This window comes from Parendozoicomonas sp. 2304DJ65-17, from assembly GCF_058148445.1.
Window position 1 is genome coordinate 103,794 of the sequence record NZ_JBYVJV010000010.1, and the last position, 19,309, is coordinate 123,102.

At 52.2% G+C, this 19,309-nt stretch carries 18 protein-coding genes; 12 read left to right on the forward strand and 6 right to left on the reverse strand.

All coding sequences use genetic code 11. The features are described 5' to 3' along the window. Nucleotides 1–76: 76 nt before the first annotated feature. The 10 genes from ACY2RR_RS20505 to ACY2RR_RS20550 all read left to right on the forward strand — a co-directional run bounded on the left by ACY2RR_RS20505 (nt 77) and on the right by ACY2RR_RS20550 (nt 10,982). Complete coding sequence (locus ACY2RR_RS20505) at nt 77–2,095, forward strand: phage tail tape measure protein (RefSeq protein WP_490110053.1); 2,019 nt, start codon at nt 77–79, stop codon at nt 2,093–2,095. Then, entirely contained in the window at nt 2,095–3,348 is a 1,254-nt protein-coding gene (locus tag ACY2RR_RS20510; protein ID WP_490110054.1) for a DNA circularization protein, read from the forward strand. The genes ACY2RR_RS20505 and ACY2RR_RS20510 overlap by 1 nt, the downstream gene beginning before the upstream one ends. Continuing rightward, on the forward strand, nt 3,341–4,417 hold the full coding sequence (locus tag ACY2RR_RS20515) for a phage baseplate assembly protein (RefSeq protein ID WP_490110055.1): 1,077 nt from the start codon (nt 3,341–3,343) through the stop codon (nt 4,415–4,417). The genes ACY2RR_RS20510 and ACY2RR_RS20515 overlap by 8 nt, the downstream gene beginning before the upstream one ends. Then, a complete protein-coding gene (locus ACY2RR_RS20520; protein WP_490110056.1) occupies nt 4,417–4,920 on the forward strand; it encodes a phage baseplate assembly protein V in 504 nt (167 codons plus the stop codon). The genes ACY2RR_RS20515 and ACY2RR_RS20520 overlap by 1 nt, the downstream gene beginning before the upstream one ends. Then, the gene (locus ACY2RR_RS20525) at nt 4,917–5,489 is read left to right on the forward strand and encodes a phage GP46 family protein (RefSeq protein WP_490110057.1); all 573 of its coding nucleotides are present in this window, start codon (nt 4,917–4,919) and stop codon (nt 5,487–5,489) included. Before ACY2RR_RS20520 ends, ACY2RR_RS20525 begins: the two co-directional genes overlap by 4 nt. After that, complete coding sequence (locus tag ACY2RR_RS20530) at nt 5,486–6,595, forward strand: baseplate J/gp47 family protein (protein ID WP_490110058.1); 1,110 nt, start codon at nt 5,486–5,488, stop codon at nt 6,593–6,595. Before ACY2RR_RS20525 ends, ACY2RR_RS20530 begins: the two co-directional genes overlap by 4 nt. After that, nucleotides 6,592–7,257, forward strand: a complete 666-nt coding sequence (locus tag ACY2RR_RS20535) for a hypothetical protein (RefSeq protein ID WP_490110059.1) — start codon at nt 6,592–6,594, stop codon at nt 7,255–7,257. Before ACY2RR_RS20530 ends, ACY2RR_RS20535 begins: the two co-directional genes overlap by 4 nt. 10 nt (nt 7,258–7,267) lie before the next feature. Further along, entirely contained in the window at nt 7,268–8,068 is an 801-nt protein-coding gene (locus ACY2RR_RS20540) for a hypothetical protein (protein ID WP_490110060.1), read from the forward strand. A gap of 10 nt (nt 8,069–8,078) precedes the next feature. Next, the gene (locus ACY2RR_RS20545) at nt 8,079–8,828 is read left to right on the forward strand and encodes a hypothetical protein (RefSeq protein WP_490110061.1); all 750 of its coding nucleotides are present in this window, start codon (nt 8,079–8,081) and stop codon (nt 8,826–8,828) included. A 360-nt stretch (nt 8,829–9,188) separates the two neighbouring features. Next, nucleotides 9,189–10,982 carry an acyl-CoA dehydrogenase C-terminal domain-containing protein gene (locus ACY2RR_RS20550; RefSeq protein WP_490110062.1) on the forward strand — a complete coding sequence of 598 codons (1,794 nt, stop codon included), beginning with the start codon at nt 9,189–9,191 and terminating at the stop codon, nt 10,980–10,982. 64 nt (nt 10,983–11,046) lie between these two features. On the opposite strand, the gene ACY2RR_RS20555 is transcribed toward ACY2RR_RS20550, so the two are convergent. Further along, a complete protein-coding gene (locus ACY2RR_RS20555) occupies nt 11,047–11,715 on the reverse strand; it encodes a chorismate mutase (RefSeq protein WP_490110063.1) in 669 nt (222 codons plus the stop codon). 61 nt (nt 11,716–11,776) lie between these two features. Continuing rightward, nucleotides 11,777–12,292, reverse strand: a complete 516-nt coding sequence (locus ACY2RR_RS20560; protein ID WP_490110064.1) for a GNAT family N-acetyltransferase — start codon at nt 12,290–12,292, stop codon at nt 11,777–11,779. A gap of 98 nt (nt 12,293–12,390) precedes the next feature. On the opposite strand from ACY2RR_RS20560, the gene ACY2RR_RS20565 reads away from it, so the two are divergent. Beyond that, nucleotides 12,391–12,702 (forward strand): DUF2288 domain-containing protein, encoded by a 312-nt coding sequence (locus tag ACY2RR_RS20565; RefSeq protein ID WP_490110065.1) that lies wholly within the window; start codon nt 12,391–12,393, stop codon nt 12,700–12,702. Between the two features lie 12 nt (nt 12,703–12,714). On the opposite strand, the gene ACY2RR_RS20570 is transcribed toward ACY2RR_RS20565, so the two are convergent. Continuing rightward, nucleotides 12,715–13,314 (reverse strand): acyloxyacyl hydrolase, encoded by a 600-nt coding sequence (locus tag ACY2RR_RS20570; protein ID WP_490110066.1) that lies wholly within the window; start codon nt 13,312–13,314, stop codon nt 12,715–12,717. Nucleotides 13,315–13,395: 81 nt separating this feature from the next. Continuing rightward, nucleotides 13,396–13,755, reverse strand: coding sequence for a hypothetical protein (locus tag ACY2RR_RS20575; protein ID WP_490110067.1), 360 nt, complete (start codon nt 13,753–13,755; stop codon nt 13,396–13,398). A gap of 150 nt (nt 13,756–13,905) precedes the next feature. Between ACY2RR_RS20575 and ACY2RR_RS20580 the strand changes: the two genes are divergently transcribed. Continuing rightward, nucleotides 13,906–15,684 carry an acyl-CoA dehydrogenase C-terminal domain-containing protein gene (locus ACY2RR_RS20580; RefSeq protein WP_490110068.1) on the forward strand — a complete coding sequence of 593 codons (1,779 nt, stop codon included), beginning with the start codon at nt 13,906–13,908 and terminating at the stop codon, nt 15,682–15,684. Nucleotides 15,685–15,728: 44 nt separating this feature from the next. Here ACY2RR_RS20580 and ACY2RR_RS20585 read toward each other — a convergent pair whose 3' ends face one another. After that, nucleotides 15,729–18,575, reverse strand: coding sequence for an insulinase family protein (locus ACY2RR_RS20585; protein WP_490110069.1), 2,847 nt, complete (start codon nt 18,573–18,575; stop codon nt 15,729–15,731). A gap of 62 nt (nt 18,576–18,637) precedes the next feature. Continuing rightward, nucleotides 18,638–19,264, reverse strand: coding sequence for an endonuclease (locus tag ACY2RR_RS20590; protein WP_490110070.1), 627 nt, complete (start codon nt 19,262–19,264; stop codon nt 18,638–18,640). Nucleotides 19,265–19,309 lie beyond the last annotated feature (45 nt).

Consider the following 19,309-nt stretch of genomic DNA (forward strand, 5'->3'; position numbering starts at 1 on the left):
TTGTACAGCCACCAGAAGCATCTGGTGGAGTCGCAGCAATAACAACCATTCATAACAAGCAGCGGACGTTTAACCCATGGCTGACCTTAAAGCCCGTTTCCTTCTCAATCTCGGCGGTAACCTGTCCCGGCAGGCTGCCAGGCAGGGCCGTGATCTGGAGAAAATGGGCAAACGTGGTCGGCGTTCCATGGCTTTGCTGGAAAAAAGCATTGCCCGCACTGGTCACGCTATGGAGCAGGCAGGCAACCGCTATACCAGCGCAGTGGCTGCACTGGCCACCGGCGCAGCGGCTAAAGGTGTGGTCGACCTTGAGCTGAAAATGACCCGCCTCGGTATTCAGGCCGGGAAGACCGAAGAGGATATGGATCGCCTCAAGAACAAGATTTTTGAAGTCGCCCAGGAAAAAGAGATCCGGGTAGAAACCAGCCAGATCCACGCTGCTATCAATGAAATCGTCACCATGACCGGCGATCTCGAATGGGCAGAAAACAATATCCGCAACATCGGCATGGCCATTCAGGCCACCGGTGCAGATGGGGCCGCGATCGGTGGCATCCTTGCCGAGTTTCAGAAGATGGGCATCGACAAGCCCCAGGAAGTGATGAAGGCACTGGACACCCTTAACGTTCAGGGTAAAGAGGGTGCCTTCACCCTGCAGGATCTCGCCGCCCTCGGCCCTCGGGTGATCAACGCTTATACCGCCACTGGCCGCACCGGTGTCGGTGCACTCAAGGAAATGGGCGCAGCCCTGCAGGTGGTGCGCATGGGTGTCGGTTCATCCGAACAGGCCGCCACTGCTTTCGAAGCCACACTGGCCGCACTGAACGACAAAGCCAAACTCAAACAGCTGCAGCGCATCGGCGTAAACCTCTACGATCCCGAGCAGCTGGCCAAGGGCAAAAAGCAGCTGCGGCCTATTAACGAGCTGATGAAAGAGATCGTTACCAACTCCAACGCCAGCGCCATGATCCTGCAGCCGGTGTTTGGTGCCGAAGGTATCCGCGCCTTTAACAAGATGATGGCCGACTTCAAGAAAACCGGCGAAGTCGACATCATCGACAAGTTTATGAACATGACCGCAGATGGTACGACAACGGTCAACGACTCGGCCCGTGCCGCTGCCAGTTCTGCTGCTGCTCTTACCTACCTGCGCACCGCCATCGAAAAGTTTGCCGACGAGAACATGGCCGAAGGCATCGCCGAGCTGGCAGACATCATCAACAGCATGGATCCGGAAACCGTCAACCGCATATTCAAGGGCATTGCCCTGGGCGTAGGTGGGCTGATTGCTTACAGCGCAGGGGCCAAAGTATTCCGGGGTGTGCGCAGTGTACTGGGTGCCGGGGGGAAGCCTGGTCAGGCCGGTGGCCTGCTGGGTGGTCGTGGAGATACGCCAATGAACCCGCTGTTTGTCGCCATGGTCAGTGGCCCATTCCAGGGTGATGCCATGGCAGGCGGTAAAGGTGGCAAAGCAGGCCGGGCCGGTAAGGCTGGCCGCTTTGGCAAGGTTGGCCGGTTTGCGGGTAAAGCGGGCGGTCTCGCCAGTAAGGCAGCGGTGCCACTGGCACTGGCTTATGGAGCTTATAGCGCTTACGACATCGCCACCGATGAAACCGCCACTACAGACGAAAAGATAGAAGCCGGTGGCGGGCTGGCGGGTGGCATGGCTGGCGCAGCCGGTGGAGCCAAACTCGGAGCCATGATCGGCACCATGATCCTGCCCGGTATCGGCACGGCCATCGGCACAGCTGTCGGTGGTCTGGGTGGTTACCTGGCTGGTGAGTATGCCGGTGGTGAAATTGCTGGCCTGTTTACTGGTGGCGATGAACCTGCCCCAGCGGTTTCCCCTCAACTTTCCCGCAACCTTCAACGCCGTCAGCTAATCGCCCAGCAGCGGGAAAAGGCACGGCAGTTGCCCCTTAACCAGAAAAGAGAATTGGAAGGTCTGGCACCTGTTGGCCCAACCGAAGACAGCCTGGCCGTAGAGCTGACAGTGAAAGACGACAGAGTGGCCGTCTCCAAAGTGCAGGCCAGCCCAAGAGCCCGAACCACGATTAAGCAAGGCAATACCGGTAACATGACGGAGGTGCTCTGATGAGTGTTTTTGAAGAGTGGCTCAAGCAACTACAGGACGCCAGCTGGCGAGGAATCCCGGTACAGATCGACAGCATCAGTGTCACCGGTGGCCCCCAGGTGGTGGTGCGGGAATATCCGTTTTCCGATCTGCCCACCTTTCACAATACCGGCCTGAAAGGTGAACGCTTCCAGCTGAACCTGTATGTGTACGGTGTTGATTATCTGGCTCAGGCAGACAAGCTGGAGAAGGCCCTGAACAAGCCAGGCCCCGGTACACTGGTTCACCCATGGGGTACTGTTGAAGTCGTACTCGAAACCGGATGGAGTAAAGAACTCCGCGTCGATCAGCTGGGCCGGGCACGGTTTGCCTGTACCTTTGTGCGGGCAGAAGAACGCCGCTATCCAAAGGTCACCATTAACCGCAGAGCCGCAGCGGCCGAAGCGATCAACACCACCCGCTCCGCCTCGGTTGAAGCCTTTGCCGAAACCTTTTCTATTGATAACCAGCCCGGTTGGGTGCTGGATAGCGCCGCCGAAGCCATCGACCAGGCTGTCGATTATGTCACCGGTGGGCTGGGTAGCCTGAACGGGCCCGAATCGTCAGTCCTCGACTTTCTCGACACCGCCAACGACATCAAGGGCAGCGTCTCCACCCTGATGCAGACACCCACCACGCTGGGCAACCGGTTGATGGGTTTATTCAATAGCGGCTCTGGTGCTTTAAACGGTTTTAAGGGACTGTTTAATGGCTTTTCTAACGTCGCTAAATTCGCGGTAAAACCCAACGTGAACAGCGGCAGCACCTATATAGCCGGAACACCAACTCCCAGTCGTCTGCAGCAGCAGAACAATACCCAGGCTGTGGAAACGCTGGTGCAGTCGGCAGCTCTGGCTAGTGCCAGTGAGGCCGTTATCAACCAGCCTGCTGCCACAGAAACTGGCGGAACCGTTGTTACCAGGGAACAGATCAACACCCAGGAACTCACCCTCGCCACCGGTTACGAAAACCTGCTGGCCAATACCAACAACGCCACAGCCTACCAGGCGACAACCGACAGCTATACCGCAACCCTGGCCGTACTGCAGCAGCAGAAACCGGCCGCTGCCCAGCTGGACACGGTAACCCCAACCCAGACCCTGCCCGCCAAAGTACTCAGTTATCAGCTGTATGGCACAGGGAAATACGCCGACGAACTGGTGGCCCGCAACGGAGTAGAAAATCCGCTGTTTGTGCCCGGTGGTGAACAACTGGAGGTGATCCGTCATGGCTGATATCAACCAACCCGAAGCCACTCGCGCCATCACCCTGGAGGTGGAAAGCAGCAAGTGGGACTACTGGAGCAGTGTGAATGTCAATCTCTCTATGGAGAACCTGTCTGGCAGTTTTGATCTCGCTATCAGTTTTGATTCCGACGACCAAAACCCATGGCCTGTTCCCAAGGGTGCTGCCTGCACTCTCACCGCCTACGGTTACCCGGTCATTGTCGGTTACACCGACGCTAACCGTCCTCAGTACAGCAAAACAGACTGCGGCCTCAGTGTGTCCGGTCGTGATGCAGCGGCGGATCTGGTGGACTGTTCCGCCATTCATACCAGTGGCGAGTGGCGCAATGTTAAGGCCGAAGCGATCGCCCGCGACCTGCTCAAACCGTTTGGCATTGGGGTGGAGGTTCAAACCAATACGGGCAAGCCCATCGAGGTTTTTCGTTTAGATCCTGCTGAAAAGGTCTCCGCAGCACTGGCCCGTTTGCTGCGCCTGCGGGGCCTTCTGTGCATGAGCCAGCCAGGCAGGAAAGGCAAAAGCCTGGTGATTACCCGCACCCAGCGAACCCGTATCGGCACCGCACTGGTGAGGGGGCAGAACATTCTCACCGCCAGCTGTGATTCCGACGACAGCAACCGCCACAGTGAATACATCGTCGTGGGCCAGGGCAGCTTCAACGATATGGGTGATATCCCCGGCCTGGTCAGTGCTGAAGGTCGGGCCACCGATCCCGGCGTAAAGCGTTACCGCCCGCTGATTATTGAAGCCGACGAACAGGACACCGGCCCCAGCTTTCAGGAGATCGCTGAGCACACCGCCCGTGTGCGGGCTGCAGCAGCGGAAACCTACACCGTGAAGGTGGATAGCTGGAAGCATGCCGACGGCCTCTGGCTGCCGAACACCCTGGTGCCTTACCAGGACGAATACATGGGTGTGGACGGTGACGACCTGCTGATCACCAATGTCAGCCTGGGTTTTGATAAGGACGAAAGCGAAACCGCAGAACTCACCCTCAAAAGCCCGGCCGCCTTTGAGCAGCTGCCAGTGCCTGAGACCGGTGTCGGGGGGCTGTATTAATGGGTGATATGCGCCGCAAGCTAACCCGAGTGCGCCGGTTCAAGGCCACCAAGATCGACGACAGCAAACCGATCCAGACCCTGCAGGTGTTTGTGCGTGAAGGGGAAGTGCGCGACCAGGTGGAGCGTTACCAAAATTACGGCTTCACCTCTGTCCCTGATGTAGAGAAAGGTGTGGCCGGTGTGGTGATAGACGCACTCGGTCATCGGTTTGTGCTGGGGCTGGAAGAGCCCGGCACCCGCCCAACGGATAAAGCGCCTGGTGATGTCATGGTCTACCACCGGGAAGGGCACAGTTTCCACCTGAAACAGGGCGGAAAGATTGTTTTAACCGCATCTGAATTAACAGTTAACTGCCCTTTAACCAAATGGAACGGTGACATAAGTCAGAAAGGTAAACACACCTCCACCGGTGACCAGGTGGCCGATGGTGTAAGCCAGGTGAACCACGAACACCCAGGTGATGGAAATGGTGGTGGCACAACAGGGGCACCAATCAAATGAGCGATTTAAAAATCACCTTTGCCCCAGCTTCACAAAAGAGCGGTCGGGATCTGTTCGATCTGGCCCTGGAAGATCTCGACCGCTCTGCCAGCCACAACGATGTGCAGTATGGCATCGGCTCCCCGGTGTACACGACACAAGAACAGCAACCCGAAACCGGTCTGCAGCTGGAAGACACTCTCACCAGTGCTGTGCTCTGGAGCCTGTTTTCTGATGCACGGGTAGAGCCGGAAGAACTGCCAGAAGGCTGGACAGATCGCCGGGGCTGGGTGGGTGATGATCTGGAACCCGACGGCCAGCCATGGGGCAGCAAACTCTGGTTGATTACCGACATTCCCGGCAAGGCCACCGAGAACCGCCGCCAGTTGGCCGAGCGTTACGCCAAAGAAGCACTGCAGTGGATGATCGCTGATGGCGTGGCCGCATCTGTTGAGGCAGACGCCTGGTGGATTAACCAGGACGGCAGATTGGGATTGCATATCCGCATATACGGCGGAAACACTTCACTGATTTTCGAAAGCAAATGGGCTCTGACACTGGAACAGGGCGAGCAGGGATCACGCTTATGACTCCAATACCTACCCAGGAACAACTGCGCAACCGTAGCCTGTTACTGCTCCAGAAACACCTGGCAGCAGGCCAGCAGGCTGCACCGATACAGATCAACGCCATTGAAGCGGGTCTGCGCCGAGGCACTAATCAGCAATTGTCGTTTATGCACGCCGGAGCAGTGGAAGGCATTCTCCAGTATCTGCGCGACCATATCGCCCGGCAGGCTGTTCCTATTAACGCCAAAGGTGCCTGGCTGGATGACTGGTGCGAAACCTACAAGATCAAAACCAAGGCCATGGAGCGGGCAACTGGTCAGGCAGCGGGCACAGGTACAGCCGGTTCTGTGCTGCCGGTAGATCAGAAACTGCAGCGGGCCGATGGCCGCACCTATCGCCCGAAAACATCCATAACCGTGGCCAGTGATGGCACTCTGGTGGGTGACTTTGAAGCGGTAGAAGGCGGGCAGGAAGGCAACGCCCTGGGCGGGGTAAAACTGCGTTTAACCAGCCCGGTGCCGGGTATTGATAATGAGTTCACCATCAGCCCCGAAGGCTTCAATGGTGGAGCCAATAAAGAAGAAGACGGAGATCGCCTGGTACGATTGCTTGCCCGTATCCAGAACCCGCCCCACGGTGGCAACCCCCACGATTACGCCCAGTGGGCCATGGAAGTGGCAGGTGTGACCCGCGCCTGGGGCTACCGCACACCTCACGGGCCTTGCACGGCCGGTGTCGCTTTCCTGATGGATCGCAACGACAACAACGGCATCCCCAACCAGGCAGACCGTGATGCCGTTTATAACTATATCCGCCACCCTGATGTCGGCCCGCCCGACGAACTGTTTGTTTTCGAACTCACCCCCAAGGTGATCAATATTCCCATTACCAAACTCACTCCCAATACTCTGGCGGTGAGAGATGCGGTAAAGGCAGAACTGGCGGATCTGTTCCTCCGCTTTCGCCTGCCGGGTGACCAGATCCCGAACAGCACCTTACCACTCAGCAAGATTCGGGAAGCGGTGAGTATTGCCGCTGGGGAAGACAACCACGAACTGGGTATCGATGAAGACATCACCTTCACCGCCCGAGAAGTGCCGGTACTTGGGGAGGTTTCACTCCCATGAGTGCAGCCACCAAACCCCGCGAAGGTTTAGCCGAGCAATACCGGCAAACCCTCAACAGTTTCGGAGCGCCTGGCAAGGTGATTCCCCAAAGCCCGGACAGCCAGTTTCAAAGGGTTTTAGGGGCATGGTCTGAAGATTTCGCGGTATTACATCAGTATGCGGAAGACACGGCCTTCGACTGGATACCGATCAACACTGTCGATCGCCTCAACGAGTGGGAACAAAGCTGCGGATTACCAGACTGCGACGCTCACCGGATCAGTACACCAGAAGGCAGGCGGGCAGCAGTTGTCGGCCATCTCAGCCAGACAGCGGGAAGAGTAGACGGCAAGAACGGTTCCAGTGCCGCACCCGGTTACCTGGAACAACTGGCCGCCAGTGCCGGTTTTGATATCAGTATCCGGGTGACTTACCCGCCACGGTTTGGCCGGGCAAGGTTCGGATCAGCGAAGTTTGAAAAGCCCGGCACGATGATGGTTAGCGTTCACAGCTTTAACAACGGCGCGGCCTGTGAGCGGGTGCGTTTTGGCACTGCCCAGTTCGGTGACCGGTTCGCCAACTGCGGCATAGACCAGCTGGAATGCCTGCTCGATAAAGCAGGCCCAGGCCGCTACCAGTTTATTTATCAGCTCGATCTGGCCGTGCAGGCCAGCGCGGCATAAGGGGGAAGGGATGAGAAAACCAGAATATGGCCCAAGCAACGAGGCCACCGGAGGAACACCGGAAAAGCCATTTCTGCAACAGCCGGACTATGTCCCGGAGAATCTGATCAACCAGATGATTTACTCCCTGGTGCATCTGTTGGAAAAGGCTGGTGTGGCCGAGGCAGTAAAGTTTGATGCCAACAACCCGGAAACCTACAACCGTGTTTTTGAGGCTATCAACGATCTGCAGGCCGGTCGTGAAGTTGGGCGTTTGGGTTTTCGTATTTGCGACCCTGCCAACCTGCCCACGCTGGCCTCAAACGAGCTGGTGCCAGCAGGTCAAATTCTGAACCGCGCAGATTACCTCAAGTTCTGGAACTATATAAACGCCAGTGGTTGTATGGTGACCGATACCCAGTGGCAGCAACCCAATATGGAAGCGTTTTTCAGTTCTGGGGATGGTTCTACCACTTTCCGTGCGGGCAACTTGGTAACGGGCGTTTTCCCTAAATTTGTTGACCTGGCAAACCTTTATGATCCTGACCGAGATGGCCGGGTGGGTGGCAATAAACCAGGTAGCTGGCAGGCTGACGCTATTCGGAATATTACCGGACAGCTGAGTCACTTCTCTAGTAACCGGGATTCATCGGGGGGTATTGGGGCACTTTACTGGGCAGGAAAAAGCGCTCAGGCAGGCCGAGGAAGTTTAGTGGTGGATTCGGGAGAGACTCCCTTTGACCCCAGCTTTGATGCCAGTCGCTCTGTACCGACAGGGAGCTATAACCGTCCATACAACGTCGCCGTACTGCCGGTGTATACCTACAAATAAGGAGAAGGTAATGGAGCAATTACACGGCTATGACCGACAAACCCGTCGTTACACTGGGCCCTACCCGTTAAGTGCTGCGATCCTTGATCCAGTGAATAAAAAAGCTGTGGCTTGCAATACCTTGCCATTCGGCCCTGAGCGTGAAGCTGAAGATCAAGAAGTGATTCTGGTCAATAAAACCTTTGATGACTGGGAATTCGTAGCCGACTACGCCGGCACGGTTTACCAGAAGAACAATGGTCAGAAGGTAGAGCACGAAGAGCTGGGCGAACTACCAGAACACCTCACCCTAAAGAAACCCACAACCCAGTGGGATGAATGGAAGGAAGAGCAGAACGACTGGCAAACCAACACCAGGAAACGTCAGCAGGATCTCATCCAGCACTACTGCAACCAGATAGACGCCATGGCCGAGCAGGTCGGCCATCGTTTCCTGAGTAACGGAGGTGAAGCCAGAATCGCCGAATACCAACTGGCCGAAAAAGAAGCCGAAGCCTACAAAGCAGCAGGCTACCAGGGCGAGATCCCAGGCGGCATACAAAGCCACGTAGAAGCCTACGGAGGCACAGCCCAACAGGCAGCCGACATGATCCTTACCATGGCCACCCAAATGAACGACGCATTACACGCAATCAGAAGGGCAAGGCTAAAAGGAAAAGAGGCCATAAAGGCACTGAAAGAAGAAACCACGGAGCAGCAGTTCAAAGATCATTTCAGCAACTGGAGTGATCAACTAGACGCAATAAAACCCACCTCTTAACAAGGCATTAAGACACAAAAAAGCCGGGCATAAACCCGGCTTTAATCCCTCCAAAACTCGGCCAATGGTCTGAGACACAAGCAGGCCAAAGGTTTAAGACAACCCGCCACTGATCCGCACCACTCCGCGCCCCGTAAGAAAAGTCGCAAACCATAGACCGGCAAATCGCAAACCATGAGCCGCGCCACAAATAGAGCAGTTGAGAGGCACTCAAAGAATTACGGAAAGCCCTTGACAGAGTACGTATCCATACGTAAGTTTCAAACACCTGTTTTAATCCACCTGTTATACTTGAATAACGGGTGACAAGAAGCGGCTCCAGCCGACCAACCAGAATCATAAATACCGAGGTCACAAGCTATGCCAGAATATAAGGCCCCTTTGCGTGACATTCGCTTTGTACGCGATGAACTTCTGAACTACCCAGAGCACTATGCTTCCCTGCCTGGTGCAGAAGACGCCACTCCGGACATGGTGGACGCCATCATCGAAGAGGGTGCCAAATTCTGTGAGCAGGTTCTGGCTCCTTTGAACCAGGTTGGCGACCAGGAAGGTTGTACCTGGTCTGAAGATGGTGTGAAAACCCCAACTGGCTTCAAAGCTGCTTATGAGCAGTTTGTTGAAGGCGGCTGGCCTTCCCTTTCCCACGACACCGAGTTTGGTGGTCAGGGCCTGCCTGAGTCACTGAATCTGGTAATGAGCGAGCTGATTGGTGAAGCCAACTGGTCCTGGGGCATGTACCCTGGCCTGAGCCACGGCGCCATGAACACTCTACACGCTCACGGTACTTCTGAGCAGCAGCAGACTTACCTGACCAAGCTGGTTACCGGTGAATGGACTGGCACAATGTGTCTGACCGAGCCTCACTGTGGTACTGACCTGGGTATGCTGCGCACTAAGGCTGAACCTAACGCTGACGGTTCCTACAGCATCTCCGGTACCAAGATCTTTATCTCCGCTGGTGAGCACGACATGGCCGATAACATCGTTCATATCGTACTGGCTCGTCTGCCAGATGCTCCTCAGGGCACCAAGGGTATCTCCCTGTTTATCGTTCCAAAGCAGATGCCAAATGAAGACGGTTCTGCCGGTGAGCGTAACGCTGTTTCCTGTGGTTCTATCGAGCACAAGATGGGTATCCACGGCAACGCGACCTGCGTAATGAACTTCGATGGCGCCAAAGGCTTCCTGATCGGACCTCCAAACAAAGGTCTGAACTGCATGTTCACCTTTATGAACACTGCTCGTCTGGGTACTGGTCTGCAAGGTCTGGCTCACGCAGAAGTGGCTTACCAGGGTGCTCTGACTTACGCCCGTGACCGTCTGCAGATGCGTTCTTTGACTGGTCCTAAGAACCCAGATGGCCCAGCTGATCCAATCATCGTTCACCCTGATGTTCGCCGTATGCTGCTGACCATCAAGGCTTTCGCTGAAGGTAACCGTGCGCTGGTTTACTACGCTGCCAAGCAGGTAGACGTTATGCAGCACGCTGCTGACGAAGAAGAGCGTAAAGCTGCTGACGCGATGCTGGGCTTCCTGACACCTATCATCAAAGCCTTCATCACCGAGACTGGTTTTGAAGCTGCCAACCACGGTGTGCAGTGCTACGGTGGTCACGGCTTTATCAGTGAGTGGGGCATGGAGCAGAACGTACGTGATGCACGTATCTCCCTGCTGTATGAAGGCACCACCGGTATTCAGGCTCTTGATCTGCTGGGTCGTAAGATTCTGATGAGTCAGGGCGAAGCTCTGAAGGGCTTTACCAAGGTTGTTCATAAGTTCTGCAAGGAACACGCTGACAACGAAGACCTGAAGGCTTACATCCCACAGCTGGCTGCTCTGAACAAAGAGTGGGGCGATATCACCATGAAGGTTGGTATGAAGGCCATGCAGAACCGTGAAGAAGTTGGTTCCGCATCTGTCGATTACCTGATGTACTCCGGCTACGTAGTTCTGGCCTTTATGTGGGCAGATATGGCTCGTCTGGCGAAGACCAAGCTGGCCGAAGGTACTACTGAAGAAGCCTTCTACACTGCCAAGGTTCAGACTGCTGACTTCTACTTCCAGAAGCTGCTGCCACGTGTTCAGATGCACAAAGCCTGCATCGAAGCCGGCGCTGACAGCGTTATGGCTATGGATGCTGCTAACTTCTAATAATTAGAAGCAGTTATTTGGGATTTTCCTGAAACACCAAAACGGGCTCAATTGAGCCCGTTTTTTAATGAAGAGTTGGCTGTAGCTGGAAAGCAGTTTTTAAAAGATCGGCCACATGCTTGTTTTTGCAGGCATCAGTAGGGGGGGAGTTCTCTAGCTGACGAGCTATTTCATTCTGAACGCTTTTGAATTCCAGATAGTTCACTAAAGGTTTAAGAGCTGTGTAGACCTCTGCAGTCTTTTCTCTTATTTTTGCTCTCAGAGCCTCCTGCCCAGCCTTAAATTCTTCTGCTGTTATTGCTTTTTCAGGTTTTTTCACACCTTCCTGAAGCACTTTGGCGGCATCCATTTGTACCTGTGTTAAATGAAGGACAAGTTCCACAGGGAGACCATGTGTCTCTGCTTGAACTCTTGCCCCAGCAAGCACACGTTGCTCCTGAGCTTCATCAAAGATGGCTGCGCCATAAGCTTTCTTTAGCTCCCCCATTTCAGGCATAAACTCCAGCCGTTCGCAGACTGTAACCAGAAGGGTTTTGATGCGCTCTCTTCCAACAGTATCAGAAAGATCCAGAGCCCTAACAGTCATAGAGTGCAATGGTTTCGAGGCCTTCGACTGAGCATCGATATCTGCCTGAGCCAGCATTGGCTGAGTAGCTGCCTTAGGGGCACGATGACCGGGCAACAATTGAATACCTGATGGTGACGGTACAATTGGTGAAAAGTCGGTATTCATGATGCCTACCTCAACAAAGTCCTTTTGCTGAAAGTTTCGGCTTATCTCAGTAGTTCTATAGCTATTTGTTAAGCTCTTTCTGCCAGTAGCTGGTATCGAGCCATTCGCCAAATTTGAATCCCACTTCTTTGAAATGCCCGACTTTGGCAAATCCGAATCGTTCATGCAGCCCGACACTGGCTGGGTTTGGCATGGTGACAATACCAATGGCTGAGCGTATACCCTGCTCGGTGAGCCGTTCCAGAAGAGCAGAATACAGAGTGCTGCCAGTGCCACGGCTTTGGTATTCAGGGTTAGTGTATATGCTGGTCTCACAGGTAAAGCGATAGGCAGAACGTTCTTTCCAGGAACTGGCATAGGCATAACCGGTCACTACCCCGTTTTCGGTCGCCACCAGCCAGGGAAAAGGTGTAGAACCTTCTGTAACTTTGCGAACCCGTTCTTTTATCTGTTGTTCAGACACCAGATCTTCTTCAAAAGTACTGGTGGAGTGTTGAATATAGTGATTGTAGATACGGGTGATGGAGGAAATATCTTCTGGAATGATGCTTCTTATCTGTCGGCCGGGCTCAGACATAACTTTCTGCCTTTGATTTCTGCTATTTCTATTCATTCAACACACTGATTATGCCAGACTGCCTCCCCAGAGTGGTTGCTGTATAAGTGATAATAAAGATGACTGATGTTGATACTGTTCTGACAACAGCAGAAAAACTGAATCTGGAAACGGCCAGAATCCCATGGAGTGAACTGCAGCGTTTATATGCTCAGGGCGTTGTTTTAGTTATTTCTCCAAAGCTCGACCTTGTCACCGTGGCATCAGCTTTTGTTGATGATCTCGCTGAACAGGTAAAGGTTTGGCTGGAAAGTGGGGATATAAGAAAATCTACAGATGATGACGCCAGAACCTGGCACGAGCAGGATGCATCTGTCTGGGCTGTTGCCGCAGCACCCTGGGTTCTCGTTCAGGAAGAACCCAAGGCGTAACAACAAGGCTGGTTAGAACGACCAGCCAAAGGCAATTTCATTCAGGTTAAAACCATCATTATCGTTATGCAGGTTGGCATTGGAGTAATGGAAAGCTCTGAAAATAACCTGGTATTGCTGACGATCACCAAACTGAAAGCCAAAGCCAATACGATCTTCAAACTGAAGACGAATACCGAGATCGACAGGATCATTGTTTTTGGCCTTCAGAGTGCTGGCAGACAGGTAAGACAAACCTATGCCGGCTTCTGCAAAAGGTGTAAATGATCCAAACCAGGGTGATTTTCTGGTAACTCGAAATACCGGTGAAAACGCGATCGCATTGATATGGTCACGACCTTTGGCGCTCACACCCGGGCCACTGGAGAGTTTGCTTTTCCAGTGGTTTACGGAAAGATCAAAGTAACCACCAATGTACCAGTCCCCTTCATTAAACCAGCGCGAATCCCAGTTTTTAAAGGCTGACACTCTGTAGTTGTTTAAGTCAGCGTTGCTACTGAAATCCTTACCACCTGAGATAATTACACCATCAAACCATTCGGCATGGCTGGCAGTAGTGCAGCCAAATAAAACTATAAGAAGAGTCAGTTGCAGTTTTAAGCGAGTAAACATGACGGCCGGCATCCATTCCAAAAGTGTCTGGAACGTTATCGGCTACAAGCTTTTTGGGTTGAGATGTTGGATCGATAGGAATTAACGAGTTTCGTCGAGAATAGCAAAACTCAGCAGTGTAGCGGGCAACGCAATTGCCAGCAGTATATGAAGAACAGGGTTAATCAGAACCAGCAGGCCAGCACAAATCCAAACACCTTTTACGATGCCACGTTTTAGCTGATAACGGCGGGTGAACTGACGTCTGTAAGGATGGCTTCCCTCAGGGCTACGATCATGCATCCATCCGGGAAGCAGGTGCTGATCCAGCCAGACCCTCAATATCAGCCATGAAACCTTCATACGCCACTCCTTCGGCAATGGCCATAAACGATAAAGCAGAACTTTTAATGTAAACATCCGCTTAGAAAATGACCAGTCAGAGTCAGTAAATTGAGTCATTGGCTTCTCAGGTAGGAAAGATTGAAAAATTCAGTCAAACGCTCGTTTGAAGGTGAGCCAATAGCGAGTATGATACGTACCAACCCTTACAAGAGGCAGGGTGCGCTCTGTTTCAACACCAATAAAGACAAAATCACACAGAGGTAGAACATGGCTGAATACAAGGCTCCGTTGCGGGATATGCAGTTCGTGCTCAATGAAGTCTTTGGCGCTGGCGAGCTGTGGGCTTCCCTGCCTGGACTGGCTGAAGTGGTTGACTCCGAAACTGCGGAAGCCATTCTCGAAGAAGGTGCCAAGCTGACCAGCCGTGAACTGGCTCCACTGAACCGTTCCGGAGATGAAGAAGGCGCAGTTTGGAATGACGGTGTTGTAACGACTCCCAAGGGCTTCAAAGAAGCTTTCGCTACTTATGCTGAAGGCGGCTGGGTAGGTCTGGGTGGCAACCCTGAATTTGGTGGCATGGGCATGCCTAAAATGCTGTCTGTACAATTCGAAGAGATGATGTACAGTGCAAACAACTCTTTCACCCTGTACCCAACTCTGACTGCCGGTGCCTGCCTTGCCATTAATGCTCACGCCAGTCAGGAATTGAAAGAACAATACCTGCCTAACATGTACGCTGGCGTATGGTCCGGCTCCATGTGTCTGACCGAGCCTCACTCCGGTACGGACCTTGGCATTATCCGCACCAAGGCCGAGCCTCAGGCTGATGGTTCTTACGCTGTCACCGGTACCAAGATCTTTATCACCGGTGGTGAGCACGATCTGAACGAAAACATCATTCACCTGGTATTGGCCAAGCTGCCGGACGCACCTGCTGGCCCTCGTGGTATCTCCCTGTTCCTGGTTCCTAAACTGATGGTGAACGAAGATGGATCTCTGGGTGAGAAGAATGCTGTCTCCTGTGGCTCCATCGAACACAAGATGGGCATCAAGGCTTCTGCCACCTGTGTGATGAACTTCGACGGTGCCAAAGGTTATCTGGTTGGTGAGCTGAACAAAGGTCTGGCGGCCATGTTCACCATGATGAACTACGAGCGTCTGTCCATTGGTATTCAGGGTCTGGGTTGCTCCGAGATGAGCTATCAGAGCGCTGTTGAATACGCCAAGGATCGTCTGCAGAGCCGTGCGGCAACCGGCCCAGCTGAGCCAGACAAGGCTGCTGACCCAATTATCGTTCACCCTGATGTTCGCCGTATGCTGATGAACATTAAGGCAACCACTGAAGCTGGTCGTGCTTTCTCCACTTATGTTGGTATGCAGCTCGACCTTGCCAAGCACGCTGAAGATGAAACTGCCAAAGCTAAGGCTGAGGGTCTGGTTGCGCTGCTGACTCCTGTAGCAAAAGCCTTCTTCACTGATGTTGGCCTGGAAAACTGTGTTCAGGGTCAGCAAGTGTTTGGTGGCCACGGCTATATCCGTGAGTGGGGTCAGGAGCAGTTAGTTCGTGACGTACGTATCGCCCAGATTTACGAAGGTACTAACGGCATTCAGGCTCTCGACCTGATGGGCCGTAAGACAGTTGCTAATGGTGGCAAGCTGTTCGGTCTATACGCTGATGAAATTCGCACTTTCGTAGATTCTGCAGGTGCTGAACTGGAAGAGTTCACCAAGCCTCTGGCTGAAGCTCTGACGCAATTGGAAGATTTGACCAAGTTTGTGATTGAAGGTGCAAAGAGTAATCCAAACGAAGTTGGCGCAGCTTCCGTAGAATACCTGCACGCCTTTGGCTACGTTTCTTACGCTTACATGTGGGCGCGCATGGCGGCTGTTGCACAACAGGCTTCTGGTGAAGAAAGCTACTATCAGGGCAAGCTGACTACAGCACGTTACTACTTCAAACGACTGCTGCCTCGTATCGACAGCCTAGGCAAGGCTGTACGTTCCGGCGCAGAACCTCTGTTTGAACTGACTGCGGATCAATTCTGATCAATAGTTTTTAAAACATAAAAGCCAGCACCCTGCTGGCTTTTTTAATGCCTGATTATTTCTGAGAACTGCTTTAGGAACACTGGATCATCACAAGACGGTGGAGCCATATCTGGTTCATGCCCCTTACTGTAGCCGTAAATTTTGAGTTGGCTCTGCCCGGCCAGTAAGGCTGAATATACTTGCTGAAGGTCCGCCACGGTAAAGCTCTCTATCGCGGCCACCAACTGTTTTGCCTGATTGAAATCTGTAAACCCAGTAGAAAGGTCATCCCAATAATCTGCTGATTGTGCAGAGAGATTGGTATTAGGTTTCAGCAAGTTGGTTGTAATTCCTTTCTTCACGCTATCCAACTGCTCCTGATCGATACTGCGAACAACCTCCTGATAAGTTGTCAAAAAAGAGTTGGTCCGCTGATCCAGATAATCAGGGGCACGATCAGGAGATTGCACAAAGAATGCTAAAGACGGATAACTGAGGTTTTCCCAGAACTGGGCCGTAACTGTGTAACCCAGCTGTTCATTTGTTCGAAGCTGGGTATAGAAAGGCATATGAAGCAGGTTGGTGATGATACGGAATGCTGCCCGAGTCTTCATATCCTTTTTATTAGCGGAAGTGATTTGAATAAATGACGAGTCACTGTTGCTGTAACTGCGATAACACAGATTACTGGCAGGTTTTAGAGGAATTTTTCTCACCATATCTTTTGGTTTGCTGACAGAGTTACCTGCAAATTCTGACAAAGATTTAGCCAGATTCTCTGCAACTTTTCTGGTTATGTTCCCATGAACAAGAACTTTCATAGAAAAATTGGTGAAGAGTGTTTCATGCCAGATGCGCAGTTCACTGGCCGTTATGGTACTGAGCTCTGCCAGTGCCTCTTCTGGTGTTGATGAATACTGATACCGCATTTTGGCAAAAGCCCTGATCAGGTGAGACAGTGGATCCTGAAAACCTGTATTACCCAACCCTTCAACGATTTCAGCCTTTTCTTGTTCGAACACCTCGTCTTCAAATGAGAAGTTTTTCAACCGCTCCAACAGAGCGAGGAAGAACACGGGAAGTCTGTCGTTGAAGCCAGAAACAGAAAGCACAAAACCTTGGTTTTCCAGATCAATACCGTAATCCAGATCGGCTAAACCCGCCTGATAAAACGAGTCGTTGTGATTGCTATTCATAATATTGCTGAACAGAGCAAACAACATTTTCTGCCGGGGAGCTTCCGAAAGCTGAGACATAACAAACTGAACATATATGTCACTGCGGGGCATGTTGAACTGATTGTCATGCTTGAACCAAACATCAACTTTGTCGCTGTTTAACGGTTCCGGTAATGGAGTGCTCTCTTCTTTGAGAACCGTCAAATCTTCCGGCATATAAGGATTTAATGGTGGTAGAGAAAGCCCTGGATCAGGAGCAGCGGAGAACATTAACCTTTTCTGTTCCGGTGTTAACTTTCTGAGGCTATAAAGCGTTCCTGTCCATGATTCTGAGAGAACATCCTGATCTGGCACTGGTGGCACGGTGTTACTGATAATCCGAAGCCTCATGCTCTCAGGGGTAAGTTGGGATAAGATTTCCTTAATTTTTCCCGGGTTAAACCGGTGGATAAGAAACCTGCTCTGTATGAGTTGGTCTGGAGGAAGCTCTGGCATGGCAGTTACCAGACGAACAGCCGTGTTCTCGGGTGAAGCCTGCCCCAGAAACCGGAATCTCAGCTCTTGCATACGCTGGAGTTCATCAAAGTATTTTTTAGAAATGCCTTTTTCTTGGATAAGTTTGATGTACGAGAAAACCTGTCCGGCAATTGCTTCAATATGTTTATAGCCATCCTCCGTCAACTTCAAAGCAACCCGTAGCACTGCATCAGTGCCATCATCTTCACCCCACGCATCTATACCCTGTATCCAGCCCTTGTCTTTCAATACCTGATTCAGGGAACCCCTAGCTTCATGGGCAAGAAGGTGGGAAATGTAGAGAGTGTTTTTCTCTTTTAAGTACTCTTTGTTAACAGGAAGCGGGAAGATAAGGTCCATCTGCTTATGCTGTTGCTGGGACTGGACATCAATACGAATTCCTAATTCGTTGTCGGTATATTTGGGTGGGAGCGTTGGGCGAGAAGCTGAAGCCCTGTTTGTAATGTTTGAGAAAAGCGTTTTAACCGCCAGCTCCATATCATCGAGACTGTGACCACTCACGATCGATACGGATATGTTTTCTCCCACATACCAATCCTTATGAAACTTCAGCAAAGCGTCCCTAAGGATTAAGCCATCGTGATCCTGCAGAGTCTGCAAGTTGCCCACTGCAAACCTGTGCATAGGGTGCTTAGGGTTTAGTGTTGCTTTTTCAATCTGGTAAATACGCCGGGTATCTTTCTGCCGGTAAATCTGGAATTCAGAATCTACCGCATGGCGCTCTCTATCCAGATATTCAGGATTCATAAGGGGGGCAATGAAAAACCAGGACATCCGCTCCAACGCAGGAAAAATCTTGGCATCAGGCAGGTTAGCGTAATAAACCGTATCGGTTTCAGAGGTGAAGGCATTACTGAAACCACCCTGCTCTGAAACAAAGCCATCAAAGCTGTCAACTTCAGGATACTTCTCGCTCCCCAGAAAAAGCATGTGCTCCAAAAGGTGTGCGAGCCCTGGCCACTCATCGGGAGTTTGCTGATGCCCGGCATGCACGCCTACCGCAGCAGCCGCTGTTTCTGATCCTGGAGAATGTACCAGCGCGACCTTTATTCCATTCTCAAGCTCAAGGTATCGGTATGAGCGGGTATCGTGGGGGCTTTTAACAATTTGTGGATACTGCGCAGGTGCCGCTATAGCGACACCAGTCAGAAACAGAGCTAGAGAGAAGAAAGCAAAGCTCTTGAGAAGATGCATAAGCTGATCCTGAAGCAGATGATCAGCTTATCTATCGGCAGGAAAACCGTTAAACCCAGAAGTTACAGATTCAGGGCAGACACCTGCTCTGGAGAATCAACAAAAACGTTCCGGGTTCCCTGAATAGCCTCTATCCGGTTATTTCTGTTCAGCTCTCCATCGTCAGGGGGATCGAGCTGATGCCACTCAAGCATAGTATTAAACTCCACCTGCAGAGGCATCTTGTAAGTTGTCGCCATATAGAGATAAACCCGCGCAACATCACCTTTCAGCTCATCTGACGGTTCCAGATCCTGAAACGATTTATAAAGCTCACACCCTCTCTTGATTGCTACAGGCACTTCAGGTTCAACAATATTCCCAAATTCAGCATTACGCCTCTTCAGGTTCACACTGGACTGCATGGGATACAGGTTATGAAGGTCAGCAGCAATCAAACGATAACGGCTGTTGCTCTGGCATTGAGAATCAGTACCACAGCCGAGTTCTTTCCGGACATGGCTCAGGGGATAAAGCGGGGTGCTTCGGATACGGCTGTTAATCTTGGTGAATTTGCTTTTGCAGAAGAAAGATTGCCCACCTTCTGGGTATAGCGACAGGAGCAATTCATCTGTGTTATCTGCCTGGACAGGAGCGAAAGGCAATGCCAATGCCACCACAGCCATCCACGATTTTATTATTTTTTTCATGGTCTGTAATACGCAAACTGGATCACAGTTCCAGTCTAGGGATTT